The sequence below is a fragment of the Janthinobacterium pasteuri genome (genome assembly GCF_051380775.1).
Classification (GTDB): domain Bacteria; phylum Pseudomonadota; class Gammaproteobacteria; order Burkholderiales; family Burkholderiaceae_D; genus Janthinobacterium.
The window spans coordinates 120245-137166 of the sequence record NZ_JBNYXS010000004.1 but is presented as its reverse complement, the minus strand read 5'-3'; the positions used below and the strand labels follow the sequence as shown (position 1 = coordinate 137166).

Annotated in this window: 17 protein-coding genes; 4 read left to right on the top strand and 13 right to left on the bottom strand. The window is 61.3% G+C overall.

Annotated elements, in window-relative coordinates; all coding sequences use genetic code 11:
- Nucleotides 1-63: 63 nt before the first annotated feature.
- The 7 genes from ACQ4WN_RS06320 to leuS all read right to left on the bottom strand — a co-directional run bounded on the left by ACQ4WN_RS06320 (nt 64) and on the right by leuS (nt 8063).
- A complete protein-coding gene (locus ACQ4WN_RS06320) occupies nt 64-1266 on the bottom strand; it encodes a THUMP domain-containing class I SAM-dependent RNA methyltransferase (RefSeq protein ID WP_436550747.1) in 1203 nt (400 codons plus the stop codon).
- Between the two features lie 101 nt (nt 1267-1367).
- Nucleotides 1368-1982 (bottom strand): 2-hydroxychromene-2-carboxylate isomerase, encoded by a 615-nt coding sequence (locus tag ACQ4WN_RS06315; protein WP_436520732.1) that lies wholly within the window; start codon nt 1980-1982, stop codon nt 1368-1370.
- A 10-nt stretch (nt 1983-1992) separates the two neighbouring features.
- Nucleotides 1993-2430 (bottom strand): CopD family protein, encoded by a 438-nt coding sequence (locus ACQ4WN_RS06310; RefSeq protein WP_436550746.1) that lies wholly within the window; start codon nt 2428-2430, stop codon nt 1993-1995.
- Between the two features lie 69 nt (nt 2431-2499).
- Nucleotides 2500-3771, bottom strand: a complete 1272-nt coding sequence (locus tag ACQ4WN_RS06305) for a glutamate-5-semialdehyde dehydrogenase (RefSeq protein ID WP_436550745.1) — start codon at nt 3769-3771, stop codon at nt 2500-2502.
- A gap of 23 nt (nt 3772-3794) precedes the next feature.
- Nucleotides 3795-4811 carry a DNA polymerase III subunit delta gene (holA, locus tag ACQ4WN_RS06300; protein ID WP_436550744.1) on the bottom strand — a complete coding sequence of 339 codons (1017 nt, stop codon included), beginning with the start codon at nt 4809-4811 and terminating at the stop codon, nt 3795-3797.
- A 10-nt stretch (nt 4812-4821) separates the two neighbouring features.
- Entirely contained in the window at nt 4822-5421 is a 600-nt protein-coding gene (locus ACQ4WN_RS06295; protein ID WP_436550743.1) for an LPS-assembly lipoprotein LptE, read from the bottom strand.
- A gap of 2 nt (nt 5422-5423) precedes the next feature.
- Nucleotides 5424-8063, bottom strand: a complete 2640-nt coding sequence (gene leuS / locus ACQ4WN_RS06290; RefSeq protein WP_436550742.1) for a leucine--tRNA ligase — start codon at nt 8061-8063, stop codon at nt 5424-5426.
- Nucleotides 8064-8409: 346 nt separating this feature from the next.
- On the opposite strand from leuS, the gene ACQ4WN_RS06285 reads away from it, so the two are divergent.
- Nucleotides 8410-8775, top strand: coding sequence for a VOC family protein (locus ACQ4WN_RS06285; RefSeq protein WP_436550741.1), 366 nt, complete (start codon nt 8410-8412; stop codon nt 8773-8775).
- Nucleotides 8776-8781: 6 nt separating this feature from the next.
- Here the strand turns inward: ACQ4WN_RS06285 and ACQ4WN_RS06280 are convergent, their stop codons facing one another.
- Complete coding sequence (locus ACQ4WN_RS06280; RefSeq protein ID WP_436550740.1) at nt 8782-9690, bottom strand: LysR substrate-binding domain-containing protein; 909 nt, start codon at nt 9688-9690, stop codon at nt 8782-8784.
- 159 nt (nt 9691-9849) lie between these two features.
- Between ACQ4WN_RS06280 and ACQ4WN_RS06275 the strand changes: the two genes are divergently transcribed.
- A complete protein-coding gene (locus ACQ4WN_RS06275) occupies nt 9850-11031 on the top strand; it encodes an acyl-CoA dehydrogenase (protein WP_071075250.1) in 1182 nt (393 codons plus the stop codon).
- A complete protein-coding gene (locus tag ACQ4WN_RS06270) occupies nt 11031-12290 on the top strand; it encodes a CaiB/BaiF CoA transferase family protein (protein ID WP_436550739.1) in 1260 nt (419 codons plus the stop codon). The genes ACQ4WN_RS06275 and ACQ4WN_RS06270 overlap by 1 nt, the downstream gene beginning before the upstream one ends.
- Before the next feature lie 76 nt (nt 12291-12366).
- On the opposite strand, the gene ACQ4WN_RS06265 is transcribed toward ACQ4WN_RS06270, so the two are convergent.
- The 3 genes from ACQ4WN_RS06265 to ACQ4WN_RS06255 are packed head-to-tail and all read right to left on the bottom strand — an operon-like array spanning nt 12367 to nt 14154.
- The gene (locus ACQ4WN_RS06265) at nt 12367-12693 is read right to left on the bottom strand and encodes a barstar family protein (RefSeq protein ID WP_436550738.1); all 327 of its coding nucleotides are present in this window, start codon (nt 12691-12693) and stop codon (nt 12367-12369) included.
- 8 nt (nt 12694-12701) lie between these two features.
- Complete coding sequence (gene dapB / locus ACQ4WN_RS06260; protein ID WP_436550737.1) at nt 12702-13511, bottom strand: 4-hydroxy-tetrahydrodipicolinate reductase; 810 nt, start codon at nt 13509-13511, stop codon at nt 12702-12704.
- A gap of 19 nt (nt 13512-13530) precedes the next feature.
- Nucleotides 13531-14154, bottom strand: coding sequence for an outer membrane protein assembly factor BamE (locus tag ACQ4WN_RS06255; RefSeq protein WP_436550868.1), 624 nt, complete (start codon nt 14152-14154; stop codon nt 13531-13533).
- A 195-nt stretch (nt 14155-14349) separates the two neighbouring features.
- Between ACQ4WN_RS06255 and fur the strand changes: the two genes are divergently transcribed.
- The gene (gene fur / locus ACQ4WN_RS06250) at nt 14350-14781 is read left to right on the top strand and encodes a ferric iron uptake transcriptional regulator (protein WP_436550867.1); all 432 of its coding nucleotides are present in this window, start codon (nt 14350-14352) and stop codon (nt 14779-14781) included.
- Between the two features lie 48 nt (nt 14782-14829).
- On the opposite strand, the gene hrcA is transcribed toward fur, so the two are convergent.
- Together hrcA and ACQ4WN_RS06240 are read right to left on the bottom strand one after the other, a co-directional pair.
- Entirely contained in the window at nt 14830-15846 is a 1017-nt protein-coding gene (gene hrcA, locus ACQ4WN_RS06245) for a heat-inducible transcriptional repressor HrcA (protein ID WP_034745713.1), read from the bottom strand.
- Nucleotides 15847-15963: 117 nt separating this feature from the next.
- Complete coding sequence (locus ACQ4WN_RS06240; protein WP_436550736.1) at nt 15964-16689, bottom strand: HAD family hydrolase; 726 nt, start codon at nt 16687-16689, stop codon at nt 15964-15966.
- Nucleotides 16690-16922: the final 233 nt, after the last annotated feature.

Here is a 16922-nt window from a genome sequence, read left to right as displayed (position 1 = left end):
CGCAACCGTACAAAAGTACGGTGAGCATCGCAAGCCGCAAGTGGCAACGCGCAGTAGGTTTAATCAGATGTTTTTTGGTTTGGCTTCTTCACGACGGTTGTAGCCTGCGACCATATCAAAGCGGAACAAACGGCATTCCAGCGCACCATTGAAGAATGGCGTCTTGCGCGCTTCTTTCAGGCGCAGCAGCTTGGGCAGGCCCAGGTCAGCCGTGAAGAGAAATACGGTCCAGCCGGCGAAGCGCTGCTTCAGGGTCGTGCCCATGGCCGAGTAGAAGGACGTCGACAATTCATCTTCCGGGATGGTGCTGTCGCCGCGCACGCCGATACGCTCGCCGTACGGCGGGTTGGTCAGCATGATGCCCGGCATGTCGCTTGGCGGCTTGACTTCCTGCGCCTCGATCTGTTTCAAGGGCACGTCGAAGCGCACGCCGGCGCAACGCAGATTATGGCGCGTCATGGCGACCATGTCGCCCGAGATATCGCTGCCGAAAATAGTCGGTTCCGCTGGAAGCGGATTGACCTTGATGGCGTTTTTCATGGCATTCCACGGCGCCGGATCGAAGTCGTGGAAGTTTTCAAAGGCGAACTGGCGCGAGGCGCCCGGTGGAATGCCTTGCAGCATCTGCGCCGCTTCGGCCAGGATGGTGCCGGAACCGCACATCGGGTCGAACAGCACCATGCCCGGCTTCCAGCCCGACACGCGCAGCAGGCCGGCAGCCAGGTTTTCGCGCAGCGGCGCGTCGCCCGTCTCTTCGCGCCAGCCACGTTTGAACAACGCTTCGCCCGAGGTGTCGAGATACACGGTAAACGTGTTCGCGTCGAGGAAGCCGACGATGCGCATGTCAGGTGTCTTGGTGTTGACCGATGGACGCTCGTTGAACTGGTCGCGGAAGCGGTCGCAGATCGCATCCTTGATCTTCAGGGTGGTAAATTCCAGGCTGCGCAGCGGCGACTTCACGGCCGTGACGTCGACACGGATCGTGTGGTGCACGCCGAACCAGTCTTCCCAGGCTTGCGCCAGGGTCAGATCATAAATGTCGTTTTCCGTCTTGTAGCCGGAATGCGCCATGCGCATCAGCACGCGCGAAGCGATACGCGAATGCAGGTTGATGCGGTAGGCATCGAGCAGGTCGCCCGAGCAGTGTACGCCGCCCGGAACCTGGTTGTGGACCTTCATGGTCGAACTATCCTGAGCGATCTCGCCCAGTTCCTCGGCCAGCGCCGCTTCCATGCCGCGCGGGCATGGGCAAAAATATGAAGCCATGGTTGGTGTACCCTTATTCCATTGTGTTGAACGCCCGCTAAATTACAGGCGCTGTTTACTACGTTAAAAAATACTACATTTAAAAAACTGCTTTTGCCTGACTACCCTGCCAGCGCCCGCTCGACAAAATCGAGGCGGTCCTGGCCCCAGTATCCTTCGCCATCGACGATGTACCACGGCGAGCCGAAGACGCTGGCGGCAGTCGCCGCCTCCGTATTGGCGTCGTATTCAGCCTGCACGCTGGCCGTTTCCGACGTTTTCAGCAACTGGCGGCCATCGAAACCGGCGTCAAGCGCGATCTGCACCAGTGTCTCTTCATCGCCGATATTGCGCTCTTCGGCCCACAGGCCGCGCATGATGGCGTGCGCCAGATTCAGCGACGCCTCCACGCCGTGCGCCAGGCGCGTGGCGATGATCAGCTTGGCCGATGCTTCCGGCGACACAGGGAAGAACTTTGGCTGCAAGGTCAGTGGCACTTGCAAGAAGGCCGACCAGCGCGCCAGTTCGGCCAGGCGATAGGCCTGGCGCTGCGGTGCGCGCTTGGCCAGCGGCAGGCCGCCCGAGACACTGAAGACCTTGCCCAGGTCAAAGGGGCGAATATCAATCTGTGCGCCCGTCTTCGCGGCGATGGCCATCAGGCGCGCGTGTCCCAGGTAGGTCCATGGCGAGTGGGGCGCGAAGAAATACTGCACGACTTTGCTCTGGCTTGCACTCATCTCGATTCCCTTAGAAAGGCTTGACCACGACCAGCACGACGACGACCAGCAGCATCACCACCGGCACTTCATTAAACCAGCGGAACCAGATGTGGCTACGCTTGTTGACGCCTTTTTCAAACTTGCGCAGGATGGAACCGCAGGCGTGGTGGTAGCCGAGCAGCAGCACCACGAACGTCAGCTTGGCGTGCATCCAGCCCGGCATCTTCACGCGGCCTTCGCCCCCACCGTACAGCATCCACATCAAGGCCAGCCCCAGCACCATCGCCGGCAACGCCAGCAGGGACATGAAGCGGTACAGCTTGCGCGCCATCAGCAACAGTCGCTCGGTGGCCACCGTTTCCGTCTCCATCGCCAGGTTCACGAAAATACGCGGCAAATAAAACAGGCCGGCAAACCAGGACATGACGAAGATGATGTGGAAGGCTTTGGTCCAGAGAAAGAGCATGGGGTTCCCAGTGTCAGAAATGGAGAGAAACGAGAGCACGGGCCGCCTTGTGGGCAACCCGCGAAGAGACTATTTACGGACTTCACCGTGGCCAAAGACCACGTACTTGAGCGATGTCAGGCCTTCCAGTCCCACCGGGCCACGCGCGTGCAGCTTGTCGTTCGAGATGCCGATCTCGGCGCCCAGGCCATATTCAAAACCATCGGCAAAACGCGTCGATGCGTTCACCATCACCGAGGCGGAATCGACTTCGCGCAGGAAGCGCAGCGCATCGCTGTAGTCTTCCGTGATGATGGACTCCGTGTGCTTGGACGAATACTGGTTGATGTGGTCCATCGCTTCGTCGATGCCGTCGACCACCTTCACCGACAGGATGGCCGCCAGGTATTCGGTGGACCAGTCTTCCTCGGTGGCGGGCACCAGGTGCGGATACGCAGCGGCGGCCAGGATCGCATGGCTTTCAGGATCGGCGCGCAGTTCCACCTGCTTGGTCAGGTACAGTTCGGCCAGCTGCGGCAGCACGGTAGTGGCGATGGCGCGCGACACCAGCAGGGTTTCCATGGTGTTGCAGGTGCCGTAGCGATGACACTTCGCATTGAAGCCGATATCGATCGCCTTCCTGATATCGGCCTTGGCATCGATATAGACGTGGCAGATGCCATCGAGGTGCTTGATCATCGGTACGGTAGCTTCTTCCATCAGGCGCGCGATCAATCCCTTGCCGCCGCGCGGCACGATGACGTCCACGTATTGCGGCATGGTGATCAGGGCACCGACGGCGGCGCGGTCGGTGGTATCGATGACCTGCACGGCATCGGCCGGAAGGCCTGCTCCCAGCAAGCCCTCCGCCACCAGCCTGGCCAGCGCGCGGTTGCAATGGATGGCTTCCGAACCGCCGCGCAAAATCGTCGCGTTACCGCTCTTGATGCACAGGCCGGCCGCGTCCACCGTCACGTTCGGACGCGCTTCATAAATAATGCCGATGACGCCCAGCGGGACGCGCATCTGGCCCACCTGAATGCCCGTCGGGCGGAACTTCATGTTCGATATCTCGCCGATCGGGTCGGCCAGCGAGACGATCTGCGTCAAGCCTTCGACCATGGTGGCAATGGCGGCGTCGGACAGGGTCAGGCGGTCCAGCATGGCCGGCGCCAGGCCGGCGGCGGCAGCCACATCGAGGTCGCGCTGGTTGGCAGCGCGCAGCAGGTCCGCGTCGCGCACGATGGCGGCGGCGATCAGGGTCAAGGCGCGGTTGCGCGTGGCGCTGTCGGCACGCGCCATGGCACGCGATGCGGCGCGCGCGCGCGTCCCCACGTCCTGCATATATTCGGTGATGTCCATGCTCGTATCCATATAGTTAAAAACTAACCTCGGGCGATCTTCAGGCCCAGCTGCAGCATGGCATCCCAGGCGTCGCCCGCGTAGCCCTTGGCGCGCAAGCCCTTGATCATCTTGTCCACCTGCGCCGCCTGCTGCAGCGCCGCTTCCAGCACGGGCAGCGAAATGCGCCGCAGGGCCGGTTCCATCATCCGCTCGCGCGGTCCCCAGATGCGGTATTCCTTCAGCAGCGCGCCCAATGGGCGCCCTTGTGCCATGCCCGCCTTCAATTTTAACAGCGTGCGGATTTCTTCGGAGACGGCCCACAAGACCAGCGGCAGCGCCTCGCCCTCGCCTTTCAGGCCTTCGAGCATGCGCACCAGGCGCGCCGGATCGCCGGCCAGCATGGCCTCGGACAGCTTGAAGACATCGTAGCGGGCCACGTTCAGCACCGCGTCCTGTACTTGCTCATACGTCAGCTTGCCCGCCGCATGCAGCAAGCCCAGTTTCTGGATTTCCTGGTGTGCCGCCAGCAAATTGCCCTCCACCCGTTCGGCGATGAAGTCGATGCTGGCCCGTTCGGCACTCTGTCCCTGCGCGGCCAGGCGCTGGGATATCCAGGCCGGCAGCTGCGCCCGTTCCACATTCGGAATCTCGATATACACGGCCGCCTGCTGCAGGCTCGCGACCCAGGCCGCCTTCTGCGTGGCCCAGTCCAGCTTGGGCAAGGTGATCAGGGTCAGGTTGTCAGGACTGAGGTTTTTCGCATAGCTTTGCAGCGCCGCGCCGCCATCCTTGCCCGGCTTGCCGGTGGGGATGCGCAGCTCGATCAGTTTCTTATTGCCGAACAGCGACAGCTCCTGGTTCGCCGCCAGCAGTTCGCCCCACTTGAAGCTGCGCTCAACCGTCAGCACGTCGCGCTCTGAATAACCCTGCCCACGCGCGGCGCGGCGGATCTTGTCGGCCGCTTCCAGCGCCAGCAAATGTTCGTCGCTGGTGATCACATACAGCTGCGCCAGCGGCTTGGCCACATGCCCATCGAGCGCGTCTATCCGCAATTGCATGGCGTCCCCGTTACTGCTGCGGGGTGGCCGGCGCGACCGGTGTCACGGGCGCCACTGGCGCCACCGACATGGCCGGCAGCACCGGCTTGATGGCGGCCAGGCGACGCATGATCTGTTGCACCAGGTCGTTGCGCATGTCGCGATACAGCGCCGCTTCCTCGGTTTCCTTGGCCAGCACCTGCGATTCATCGAAGGTGATCGGACGCACCAGGCTGATGGTCGTCGGTGCCAGCAACTGATTGCCGGCCTTGTCCACGACACGGAAATTGATCGAATAGCCGAGCTGGTACTCTTGTACGCGGCCATTTTTGTTCAGCGACAAAATGGTCTTGGTACGATTCCTCTCCGGGTCGTTGAGCACCTCAAGGACAGCGTCGGCGCCATCCTTGGTGCCCACCACCTCCGTGCTGCCAATGGCGCGGATATAGCGCTTCAGGCCGATCGCCAGCGGCGATGTCTCGGGCAAGCCGATGTACATCGTCGCGAACGGCAGCATGAAACTGCCGTTCGAACCGCGCAAATGAAAGCCGCAGGCTGACAACAGGACAGTCAGGCCCAAAGCCAGCACAGCACGGCGGCCCAACAGCGATACTTGAGAGGAAGTCGTCATGATTACACCACGATGCTGATTAACTTGCCTGGCACGACGATGATCTTCTTCGGCGTGGTCTCGACGTACTTTTGCACACTTTCGCACGCCAGCGCGGCCGCTTCGATGCTGGCCTTGTCCGCATCCTTGGACACCGTGATCGAGCCGCGCAGCTTGCCGTTCACCTGGATCATCATCTCGATCTCGGACTGTTCCAGCGCTTGCGGGTCGACTTGCGGCCACGGCGCGTTGAGCAGATCGCCATGCGCGCCGGCGTAGCCCAGTTCCTGCCACAGCACGTGGGTGATGTGCGGCGCGACGGGATTGAGCAGGCGCAGGAAGATGGAAAAACCTTCCGCGATCAGAGCTTTCGACTGCGCGCTATCGTCTAACTTGGCCGATTCCAGCGTATTGAGCATCTTCATGCAAGCCGATACCACGGTGTTGTACTGGATGCGCTTCAAGTCATAATCGGCTTGCTGCAGCAGCTTGTGCAATTCGCGGCGCAGGTTTTTCTGCGCGTCGCCCGTGGCCGGTGCGGCGCCACCAGCCAGTGCGGCTTGAATCGTCGCCGACTGGGCGTAGCCAAAGTTCCACACGCGGCGCAGGAAGCGGTTTGCGCCTTCGACGCCGCTGCCCGACCATTCCAGCGTCTGTTCCGGCGGCGAGGCGAACATGGTGAACAAACGGGCCGTGTCGGCGCCGTACTGTTCGATCTGCGCTTGCGGGTCGATGCCGTTGTTCTTCGACTTCGACATTTTTTCCGTGCCGCCGATTTCCACCGGCTGGCCGTCGGCCACCAGGACGGCGCTTTGCGGACGGCCCTTGTCATCCAGGGACAGACGCACGTCGTCCGGGTTGAACCAGGTGGTCTTGCCCACGGCATCCTTGCGGAAGTAGGTTTCGTTGAGCACCATGCCTTGCGTCAGCAGGTTCACAAAAGGCTCGTCGAACTTGACCAGGCCGAAGTCGCGCATGATCTTGGTCCAGAAGCGGGCGTACAACAAGTGCATGACGGCGTGTTCGATGCCGCCGATGTACTGGTCCATCGGCATCCAGTAATCATTGCGCGCGTCGACCATGGCGTCGTTCGAGCCTGGCGAGGTATAGCGCATGTAGTACCACGACGAATCGACGAAGGTATCCATGGTGTCCGTCTCGCGGCGCGCCGGCTTGCCGCACTGCGGGCAGTCGCATTGCAGGAACGCTTCGTATTTGTTCAGCGGGTTGCCCGTGCCATCCGGCACGCAGTCTTCCGGCAGTACCACCGGCAAGTCTTTTTCCGGCACAGGCACCACGCCGCAGTCGGCGCAATGGATCATCGGGATCGGCGTGCCCCAGTAGCGCTGGCGCGAAATGCCCCAGTCGCGCAGGCGGAACGTGGTTTTCTTTTCGCCCAGGCCCAGCTCGGCCAGGTCGGCGGCCACCGCATCGACGGCGGAAGCGAAATGCAGGCCGTCATATTTGCCGGAGGCGACACAAACGCCATCCTTGCTGCCATACGATTCCTGCCACGCATCGGTCGAAAATTCCTGGCCCTTGACGTCGATGACTTGCTTGATCGGCAGATTGTATTTCTTGGCAAAGCCAAAATCGCGTTCGTCGTGCGCCGGCACGCCCATCACGGCACCATCGCCGTAGGTGATCAAGACGTAGTTGCCGACCCATACTTCGACTTGCGCGCCCGTCAACGGATGAGTAACGAACAGGCCGGTCGGCATGCCCTTCTTCTCCATCGTCGCCATGTCCGCTTCGATGACGGAACCGAGCTTGCACTCGGCATTGAAGGCGGCCAGTGCAGGATTGCTTTGCGCGGCGTGGATGGCCAGCGGGTGCTCGGCGGCCACGGCGCAGAAGGTCACGCCCATGACGGTGTCCGGACGGGTGGTAAACACATACAGCTTGCCGTCACCGATCAGGGCGCCATTCGCGTCCTTGATTTCATGCGGGAAGGCGAAGCGCACGCCCGTCGACTTGCCGATCCAGTTGGTCTGCATGGTGCGCACGCGCTCGGGCCAGCCCGGCAGTTTGTCATCTACGTAAGCCAGCAATTCCTCCGCGTAGTCGGTGATGCGCGCGTAGTACATGGGGATTTCGCGCTTTTCGATCAGCGCGCCCGAACGCCAGCCGCGGCCATCGACGACTTGCTCGTTGGCCAGCACGGTCTGGTCGATCGGGTCCCAGTTCACGGTACCGGTCTTCTTGTAGATGATGCCTTTTTCCAGCATCTTCAGGAACATCCACTGGTTCCATTTGTAATATTCGGGCTTGCAGGCGGTCATTTCGCGCGACCAGTCGATGGCCAGGCCCATCGATTCCATCTGCTGCTTCATGTGGGCGATGTTCGAATACGTCCATTGCGCGGGCGGCACGTTATTGGCCATGGCCGCGTTTTCCGCCGGCATGCCGAACGCATCCCAGCCCATCGGCATGAGCACGTTGTAGCCGTTCATGCGCAGGTAGCGGTACATCACGTCATTGATCGTATAGTTGCGCACGTGACCCATGTGCAGCTTGCCCGAAGGGTAAGGCAGCATCGAGCAGGCAAAATACTTGCCTTTTGGGAAACGCGGGTCGTGTTCGACGGCTTTATAGGCGTCGATCGCCTTCCAGTGCGATTGGGCGGCTTGTTCGACGTCGGCGGGACTATATTTATCTTGCATGATGTGCGGCCAAAAGTGGATATGAACCGAGCATTATACTGGTTGTCGCCACCCGATAGCGCGGCGCGCTGGCCGCCCTGGCTGGCATTTTTCGGCCGACGCGCAATTATGCTGTGTAATATGCTATGTAATATAAACGCAATCTTGTTCTTTACTTCAAGTCCGGCCATGATCGTCTACCAGGAATATATGCCCATTCCCGCCCTGCGGCCCTGGCTGGATTGCGTCTGGACGTGCCGGACCATTACATCGACAGCCTGTGCCAGGACCAGCAGGATGCCAGTTTTTCCGCTGGCATGATGGCAGCAGGTATTTCGCCGACTATTTCAACCAACAGGAGCAGAACATGATCAAGGGCTTGCGCACCGTCACCTATCCCGTCCCCGACCTGGACAAGGCCAAGGCCTGGTACAGCCAGGTATTCGGCACCACACCGTATTTCGACCAGCCGTTTTATGTGGGTTTTGCCATCGGCGGCTTCGAGCTTGGACTGCTGCCGGGCGGCGAGCCAGGCACGCAAGGCAGCGTGACCTACTGGGGCGTGGACGGCATTGAGCAGGAAGTCGAGCGCGTCATCGCGCTGGGCGGCACCCTGCACCACCCGATCACGGACGTGGGCGATGGCATCCGCACGGTGGAATTGCTCGACCCGTTTGGCAACCAGATTGGCCTCATCGACAATCCCCATTTCGATACGGCCAAGGTACGTTAAGTTGCCTTAAGCGGCGGCCTCGCCTTGCAGCCACAGCCGGAATTGCTGCAAGGCCGTCTTTTCATGCGCCGTTTCGGGCGTGATCAGGTAATACGCGCGCTGGCCGCGTAGTGGGCGCTCGCATACGATGCGCAGTTCGCCACGCGCCAGTTCCGCTTCGACCAGCATGCGCGGCAGCAAGACCGCGCCTTGTCCTTGCACGGCCGCCATGGCCAGCATGGAAAACAGTTCGTAGCGGGCGCCGTAGTGCGCGCCATCGCGCCCTTCTCCCTCGACCTGCATGGCATCAAACCATTGGCGCCACGCGCCCGGACGCGTACTTTGTTGTAACAAGGTCAGTTCCAGCAAGTCCTGCGGCTGCCACTGGCTGCGCGCCGCCAGCAGGCGCGGACTGGCGACGGGCACGATTTCTTCATGCATGAGCAAGGTAGCGCGCGTGCCGGGCCAGCGTGCCAATTGCTCGGGCGTGCCCGCATACAGGGCGCCGTCGTATTCCGTATCGGCAAACATGAACGGTTTCGTGTAGGCGTCGATATGCACGACGATGTCGGGGTGCTGTCCCGCCAGCGAGGACAGACGTGGCATCAGCCAGCGCGTGGCAAACGTGGGCACGGACGCGAGCTGCAGGGCGCCACCGCCGCCCTGACGCGCCATAGTGTCGAGCGTGTCGCGCTCCAGGCCATCGAGGCGCGCCGCGATCTGGCGCGCATACGCAGCACCGGCGCTGGTCAGCAGTACGCCATGGCGCGTGCGCTGGAACAGTTGCACACCGAGAAAAGTTTCCAAAGACGATATCTGGCGCGACACGGCGCTTTGCGTCAGCGACAGTTCGCGTGCCGCATGTGTGTAGCTCTGGTGGCGCGCAGCCGCCTCGAAACAATTTAAAGCTTGCAGCATTGGAATTTTGCGTGACATGGGGCTTCCCGGCCGGTGAAAGACCCCAGTATGCCGCAAGATATGCATAACACGCATGTCTGGGTGCGAAAAAATCGTTTGCGCAAGGCTAGGCAAAAACCTACCATGAGTCATATTCAATCTTGCGCCGATCACCGGCGCTCACCTGCGAGGCCTGTGATGAGCAAAACCGTATTCGACTGGAATTCCCCCCTGCTGCTGGAAGAGCAATTGACGGGCGACGAACGCGCCGTGCTGGAAGCGGCCCGCGACTATTGCCAGGGCAGCCTGGTGCCGCGCGTGCTCGAATCATTCCGCCATGGCCGCACGGATGCCGCCATCTTCCGCGAAATGGGTGAGCTGGGCTTGCTGGGCACCACCATTCCCGAAGAATACGGCGGCGCCGGACTGAACTACGTCTGCTACGGCCTGGCCGCGCGCGAAGTCGAGCGCGTCGATTCGGGCTACCGCTCCATGATGAGCGTGCAATCGTCCCTGGTGATGGTGCCGATCAATGCCTTCGGCAACGAGGAAACCAAACAGAAATACCTGCCGAAACTGGCAACGGGCGAATTCATCGGCTGCTTCGGCCTGACGGAACCGAACCACGGCTCCGATCCTGGCAGCATGGTCACGCGCGCGCGCAAGGTCCCGGGTGGTTATAGCCTGTCCGGCGCCAAGATGTGGATCACCAACAGCCCCATCGCCGACGTGTTCGTCGTCTGGGCCAAGGACGATGAAGGCGCGATCCGGGGTTTCGTGCTGGAAAAAGGCTGGAAAGGCCTGTCGGCGCCGGAAATCCATGGCAAGGTCGGCTTGCGCACCAGCATCACCGGCGAAATCGTCATGGATGAAGTGTTTTGCCCGGAAGAAAACGCCTTCCCCGACGTGCGCGGCTTGAAAGGCCCGTTCACTTGCCTGAACAGCGCCCGCTACGGTATCGCCTGGGGCGCACTGGGCGCGGCGGAAGACTGCTACCTGAAGGCACGCCAGTACACGATGGACCGCCAGCAATTCGGCCGCCCATTGGCTGCGAACCAGCTGGTGCAAAAGAAACTGGCCGATATGCTGACGGAAATCACCATGGGCTTGCAAGGCTGTTTGCGCCTGGGCCGCATGAAGGATGAGGGTTCGCCTGCCGTGGAAATCACGTCGATCATGAAACGCAACAGCTGCGGCAAAGCGCTCGATATTGCCCGCGTGGCGCGCGACATGATGGGTGGCAACGGCATTTCCGACGAATTCGGCGTGATCCGCCACCTGGTCAACCTGGAAGTAGTCAACACCTATGAAGGCACGCACGATGTGCACGCGCTGATCATCGGCCGCGCCATCACCGGCATCGCCGCCTTCAGCAACTGATGGACGCCGTGGCTTCCACCTTCGCCTCCACCCTGCGGCCCGCGCCGCTGACCGGTTTGCGCGTGCTGGACCTGTCGCGCGTGCTGGCCGGCCCGTGGGCCGGGCAATTGCTGGCCGACCTGGGCGCCGACGTGGTCAAGGTTGAACAGCCGGGCCGCGGCGACGATACGCGCTCCTGGGGTCCGCCGTATCTGAAAGATGAAGACGGCCGCGATACCGCCGAAGCCGCCTACTTCCAGTGCGCCAACCGCAACAAGCGCTCGCTGTGCATCGACCTGGCCGCGCCCGAAGGGCAAGCCCTGGTGCGCCAGCTGGCGGCCGAAGCGGATGTCTTGCTGGAAAATTTCAAGCTGGGCGGCTTGAAGCAATATGGCTTAGACGCGGCCAGCTTGCTGGCACTCAACCCGCGCCTCGTCTACTGCTCCATCACGGGCTTTGGCCAGGACGGGCCATATGCGGCGCGCGCCGGCTATGACTTCCTGATCCAGGGTATGGGCGGCTTGATGAGCATTACGGGCGTGCCCGATGGCCAGCCGGGTGCCGGGCCGCAAAAAGTGGGCGTGGCGCAAACGGACATCATGACGGGCCTGTACGCCACCATCGCCGTGCAGGCGGCGCTGGCCGAACGCGAGCGCTCGGGCCTGGGCCAGCATATCGACCTGGCCCTGCTGGACGTGCAAGTGGCGGCGCTGGGCAACCAGGCAGCCAATTACCTGTGCGGCGGCAAGGTGCCGCAGCGCATGGGCAATGCACATCCGAACATTGTTCCATATCAAGACTTTCCCACCGCCGATGGCGACATGATTTTGGCGATCGGCAACGACGGGCAATTTTCCCGCTTTTGCGCCATCGTCGGCCATCCGGAATGGGCACAGGACGAACGCTTCGCCACCAATCCGCAGCGCGTGGCGCACCGGGCCATCCTGATTCCCCTGCTGCGCCAGGCCACCGTCATGCGCACGACAGCCGAATGGATCAGCGCTTTCGAGGCGCAAGCCGTGCCGTGCGGTCCCGTCAACCGCATCGACCAGGTCTTTGCCGACCCGCAAGTGGTCGCGCGTGGCTTGAAAGTGGAGATGCCGCATCCGACAGCGGGCACAGTGGCACTGGTGGCCAATCCCGTGCGCCTGTCCGGCTCGCCGGTGCAATACCGCTTGCCACCGCCGTTGCTGGGGCAGCATACGAACGAGGTGTTGGGGCAGTGGCTGGGATTAGGTACTGAGGAAATTACTGGTTTACGCGAGCGCAAAGTCGTGTGAAAAACTGGGGTCAGACCCGACGGGGGAATGCGCCCGAATGGGGTGCATTCCGATCGCGAAGCGACTGACCCCGGAATTACTTCAGCGTCAATTTCAACGCCGGCTTTTCGCCATAATCTTCATAGCGCTCATTGATGCCGGCGATACAGAACGTGATTTCTTCCAGCAAGTCCGGCGCCTGCGCCTTCATGGCTTCCGCGTCTTGCACGACGACCTCCAGCACTTCGTTCGGCTTCAAACGGAACTGCGTCATGTTTTCGTCATCGCGCAGATAGCTGAGGCAATCGACCCAGGCATCCATGTTATTGCCGTAAAACGCGGGGAAACCGAAGGCTTGCACGCATTGCGCGTGAAAGCTCGCTTCGTCGGTGATGTCTTTTCCATTCAGGATGGCAGTGGCCATGGTCTTCCTCAGTTCTTCAGCGACAACACGTCCTGCATGTCGAACAGGCCGGTCGGCTTGTCGGCCAGGAAACGCGCAGCGCGCAGCGCGCCGTGGGCATAGGTCACGCGACTGCTCGACTTATGGCTGATCTCGATGCGCTCGCCGATGCCGGCAAACAGCACCGTATGGTCGCCCACGATATCGCCGCCGCGGATGGTGGCAAAGCCGATGGTCGACGGATCGCGTTCGCCCGTCACGCCTTCGCGGCCATACACGGCGCATTCCTTCAGATCGCGGCCCAGGGCGCCGGCGACCACTTCACCCATTTGCAGGGCGGTGCCCGATGGCGCGTCGACCTTGTGGCGGTGATGCGCTTCGATAATTTCAATGTCGTAACCTTCGGACAGGCTTTTCGCCGCCAGTTCCAGCAACTTCATGGTGACATTCACGCCCACGCTCATGTTCGGCGCGAACATGATGGCCGTCTTTTCGGCGGCGGCGGCAATCGCCGCCTTGCCCGCTTCATCGAAACCGGTGGTGCCGATGATCATCTTGATGCCGTGCTCGGCGCAATACGCCAGGTGCTGCAAAGTGCCTTCAGGACGCGTAAAGTCGATCAGGTAATCGGCGCCGGCCAGGCCGGCGGCCAGGCTTGACTCGATCAGCACGCCGGCAGGCTTGCCCAGGAAGGCGGCGGCATCCTGGCCGACGGACGGCGAGCCAACGCGGTCGAGCGCGCCAGCGAGCACAGCGTCGGGGGCATTGCTGACGGCCTCGATCAGGATATGGCCCATGCGGCCACTGGCGCCAGCGATGGCGATTTTCAGTTCAGTCATTTTATTCTCTTACAACAACTTATTTGGTGGGTTCGGCAGCAGGTGCAGGCTCGGCGGCAGGCGCCGGCGCAACGTCAGGTTTGCTCACAGGAATGGCAGGAGCAGCATCGGCCGGCACGGGCACGGCGCTCGGCGCCACGGGCGATGGCACGGCAGCGGCAGGCACGTCGGCCTTGGCGACCTTGGCGAACGGCGACGGACCGGCGATGCGGTCAATGTATTCTTTCTCCGTCGGCAAGTTGCCGCCTTCGAAACGTTCAACCTTGCCATCCTTGCCGAAGTAGACGACCACGCGGCTGCTGGTGGTTTCGCCACTGCCCCGTGCCAGGCGGAATGGATAATCCCAGCGGTCGGCATGGAAAATATCGGTCAGCAGCGAGGTGCCGAGGACGAAGCGCACCTGGTCGCGCGTCATGCCCACTTTCAACTGGGCCAGCATCTCTTCGGAGACAAAGTTGCCTTGTTGAATGTCAGGACGATACGGCGAGAAAAACCACATGAATTTTTGCAGTGGCGTAATGGTGGTGGTTTGTGCGCCCTGTTCGGGGACCACTTCCTTGCCTTCTTTTTGGCTCGCTGCCGGCTTTTCGCCAAGGATGCCGCGGCTGGCGCAGCCGGACATGGCCAGCGCGACACAGACCATGCCTGCCACGACTGGTGCTCGAAATGAAATACGGTGCCAGAGAGATGGCAATACAGCCGGTGTTACGCGCATAAATGACCTCAATTGGATGAACAAAACGCCAGGAGTGACCGGCCCGCCAAAAAATGCATATTTTGGCACTCCCCGACAAAACGCTATATGATAAAGCACCTGACCCACATACGAGCAACAAACATGAGTAACAATCCTAGTGATCTCAAGGCAAGCGGCCTGAAAGCCACCCTGCCACGCCTGAAGATACTCGATATCTTCCAGAGTAGCCCGGTACGCCACCTGACAGCAGAAGACGTCTATAAAATTCTGCTGGCCGACAATATGGATGTCGGTTTGGCAACTGTCTACCGTGTCCTGACGCAGTTTGAACAGGCAGGCTTGCTTAACCGCAACCATTTTGAAACCGGCAAGGCAATTTTCGAACTCAACGAAGGTTCCCACCACGATCACCTGGTGTGCCTCGACTGTGGCCGGGTCGAAGAATTCTTCGACGAAGAGATCGAAAGCCGCCAGCAAAAAGTGGCTGAAGAGCGCGGCTTCAAGATCGCCGAACACGCGTTGGCCATCTACGGCAACTGCATCAAGACAGCTTGCCCGCATAAAACAGCGTGATGCTTGCCGGCTGCTCCCACGGGGCGGCTGGCGCAGCATTGAGCAGCATCAATGATGGCTGAGCGCGCTTGACAGTAACTTAGCCGTAATATCAACGATCGGAATGACACGCTCGTAAGCCATGCGCGTCGGTCCGATCACTCCCAACGTTCCCACGATCTTGCCGTTGACTTCATACGGCGCCGTCACCACGCTCATCTCATCCATCGGCACCAGGTTCGACTCGCCGCCGATGAAAATCTGCACGCCCGTCGCCTTGCTCGACACGTCGAGCAACTGCATCAAGCCCGTTTTTTGCTCGAACATGTCGAACATCTGGCGCAGCGAATGCATATTCGATGACAGATCGCTCACGCTGAGCAAGTTGCGCTCGCCGGAAATCACCATGTCATCGCTATGGTCAGCCATCGCTTCGCTACCCGCTTCCACCGCCGCCTGCATCAGGCTGCCCATGTCGTCGCGCAACTGGCGCAATTCGCCCTGCAGGCGCACGCGCACGGCATCGAACGACAGGCCGCCATAATTCTGGTTGATGTAATTGGCCGATTGCACCAATTGCGCCGGCGTGTAGTCGGCCTCCGTCAGCAGCAGGCGGTTCTGCACGTCGCCGCCCGGAGCAACGATGACGAGCAGGATGCGCTTTTCGGACAGGCGCAGGAATTCAATTTGCTGGAACACGGATTCCCGGCGCGGACTGAGCACCACGCCGGCAAACTGCGACAGCGACGACAGCATCTGCGCCGCGTTGGCGATGGTTTTCTGCGGCTGCGGCGTCTGCAGGCGCATGCGCGACTCCACCAGATGCTCATCCAGATGCCGGACGGTCAGCAAGGTGTCGACAAAGATGCGGTAGCCACGCGGCGTGGGTATGCGGCCGGCCGAGGTATGGGGGCTGGACACATAACCGAGCTCTTCCAGGTCAGCCATGATGTTGCGGATCGTGGCCGGCGACAGGTCCAGGCCGGAAATTTTCGACAAGGCGCGCGAACCGACCGGCAGGCCGTCGGCGATATATCGCTCGACCAGGGCTTTCAGCAGTGTTTGGGCACGTGTATCGAGTTGCATGGTGTTTTAGGTAAGCAAATATTCTTTAAACAAGCATATTATTAAGCAGGCGGCAACGAAGGCGGCCGAACGTGCATCAACAGCGCCTATTATGCACGTTCGCCCGTCCAGCGGCGCTCAATCTTGCAGTTGCTGCTGCAGCCACAGCAGCAACTCGTCAAAGTTGGCGCAGATGGCGTCGGGCTGCACGCCGGCGGCCAGGTGCGCGTCGCTGCCCTTGCGGTTCATCCAGACGGCACGCATGCCCGCCCCCTGCGCTCCCGTCACGTCGAAATACAAATCGTCGCCGACATACACGGCTTCATGCGGCGCCACGTCCAGCGCGGCGCAAGCGGCCAGGAAGATGCTGGCGTCGGGCTTGGCCACGCCAAACTCGCTGGCGGCTATCGATACCTTGAAATGCTGCGCCAGGCCGATAATTTCAAGGTCCGCATTGCCATTCGAGATGGAACCGACCAGCATGCGCTGCGCCATCCAGGCCAGACCCGGCAAGACGTCGTCATACGGCTGGACGCGGTTGCGCGCAGCCAGGAATTGCAAGATGGCCCCGTCGACCAGGGCGGCATCCTCGCCAGCAGCCTCGAAGGCGGCCAGCAAGCCGGCGCGGCGCAACTCGATCAGGTTGCCATGGAAATGCGGTTGTTCCTTGAGCATGGCCAGACGGTGCTGGCGCAGCACCTCGATGGAAAACTGCTGCGCCACCTTGGGCGCATGCGTGGCCAGCCAGTCGTGCAACAGGGTTTCGGCGGCGGCAATCACGGGCGCAATGGGCCACAAGGTATCGTCGAGATCGAACAGGATGGCCTTGGGCGGCACGGCGGGTTTGACAGGGGCAAGGGACATGGGACTCACAATGGATGCTGCGTCACAGTGCGCAGGCTGCATCTATTGTCGCACCGATCGCCGCCGCCGGCATGGCTGCGCCCCGTGAAATGGGGCCGGGCCAGCGCTTCCCGGCGAAAAATTGTTACAGGGTGATACAAGGCAAGGTCATTCAGCTTGCCAGATAGACTAAAATAGGCGCCATTCCAATGCGGCGCCAGCGTCCGCGTTGCGCTACCCAACCTAATTCGTTT

What these genes read in the sequence shown, in the direction of transcription:
- ACQ4WN_RS06275 (WP_071075250.1), top strand. Translation starts at nt 9,850, where the DNA reads ATGAGCAAAACCGTATTCGACTGGAATTCCCCCCTGCTGCTGGAAGAG.
- hrcA (WP_034745713.1), bottom strand. Translation starts at nt 15,846, where the DNA reads ATGCAACTCGATACACGTGCCCAAACACTGCTGAAAGCCCTGGTCGAG.
- ACQ4WN_RS06310 (WP_436550746.1), bottom strand. Translation starts at nt 2,430, where the DNA reads ATGCTCTTTCTCTGGACCAAAGCCTTCCACATCATCTTCGTCATGTCC.
- ACQ4WN_RS06280 (WP_436550740.1), bottom strand. Translation starts at nt 9,690, where the DNA reads ATGTCACGCAAAATTCCAATGCTGCAAGCTTTAAATTGTTTCGAGGCG.
- ACQ4WN_RS06265 (WP_436550738.1), bottom strand. Translation starts at nt 12,693, where the DNA reads ATGGCCACTGCCATCCTGAATGGAAAAGACATCACCGACGAAGCGAGC.
- fur (WP_436550867.1), top strand. Translation starts at nt 14,350, where the DNA reads ATGAGTAACAATCCTAGTGATCTCAAGGCAAGCGGCCTGAAAGCCACC.
- ACQ4WN_RS06320 (WP_436550747.1), bottom strand. Translation starts at nt 1,266, where the DNA reads ATGGCTTCATATTTTTGCCCATGCCCGCGCGGCATGGAAGCGGCGCTG.
- holA (WP_436550744.1), bottom strand. Translation starts at nt 4,811, where the DNA reads ATGCAATTGCGGATAGACGCGCTCGATGGGCATGTGGCCAAGCCGCTG.
- ACQ4WN_RS06270 (WP_436550739.1), top strand. Translation starts at nt 11,031, where the DNA reads ATGGACGCCGTGGCTTCCACCTTCGCCTCCACCCTGCGGCCCGCGCCG.
- ACQ4WN_RS06255 (WP_436550868.1), bottom strand. Translation starts at nt 14,154, where the DNA reads ATGGTCTGTGTCGCGCTGGCCATGTCCGGCTGCGCCAGCCGCGGCATC.
- ACQ4WN_RS06240 (WP_436550736.1), bottom strand. Translation starts at nt 16,689, where the DNA reads ATGTCCCTTGCCCCTGTCAAACCCGCCGTGCCGCCCAAGGCCATCCTG.
- dapB (WP_436550737.1), bottom strand. Translation starts at nt 13,511, where the DNA reads ATGACTGAACTGAAAATCGCCATCGCTGGCGCCAGTGGCCGCATGGGC.
- ACQ4WN_RS06305 (WP_436550745.1), bottom strand. Translation starts at nt 3,771, where the DNA reads ATGGACATCACCGAATATATGCAGGACGTGGGGACGCGCGCGCGCGCC.
- ACQ4WN_RS06285 (WP_436550741.1), top strand. Translation starts at nt 8,410, where the DNA reads ATGATCAAGGGCTTGCGCACCGTCACCTATCCCGTCCCCGACCTGGAC.
- ACQ4WN_RS06295 (WP_436550743.1), bottom strand. Translation starts at nt 5,421, where the DNA reads ATGACGACTTCCTCTCAAGTATCGCTGTTGGGCCGCCGTGCTGTGCTG.
- leuS (WP_436550742.1), bottom strand. Translation starts at nt 8,063, where the DNA reads ATGCAAGATAAATATAGTCCCGCCGACGTCGAACAAGCCGCCCAATCG.
- ACQ4WN_RS06315 (WP_436520732.1), bottom strand. Translation starts at nt 1,982, where the DNA reads ATGAGTGCAAGCCAGAGCAAAGTCGTGCAGTATTTCTTCGCGCCCCAC.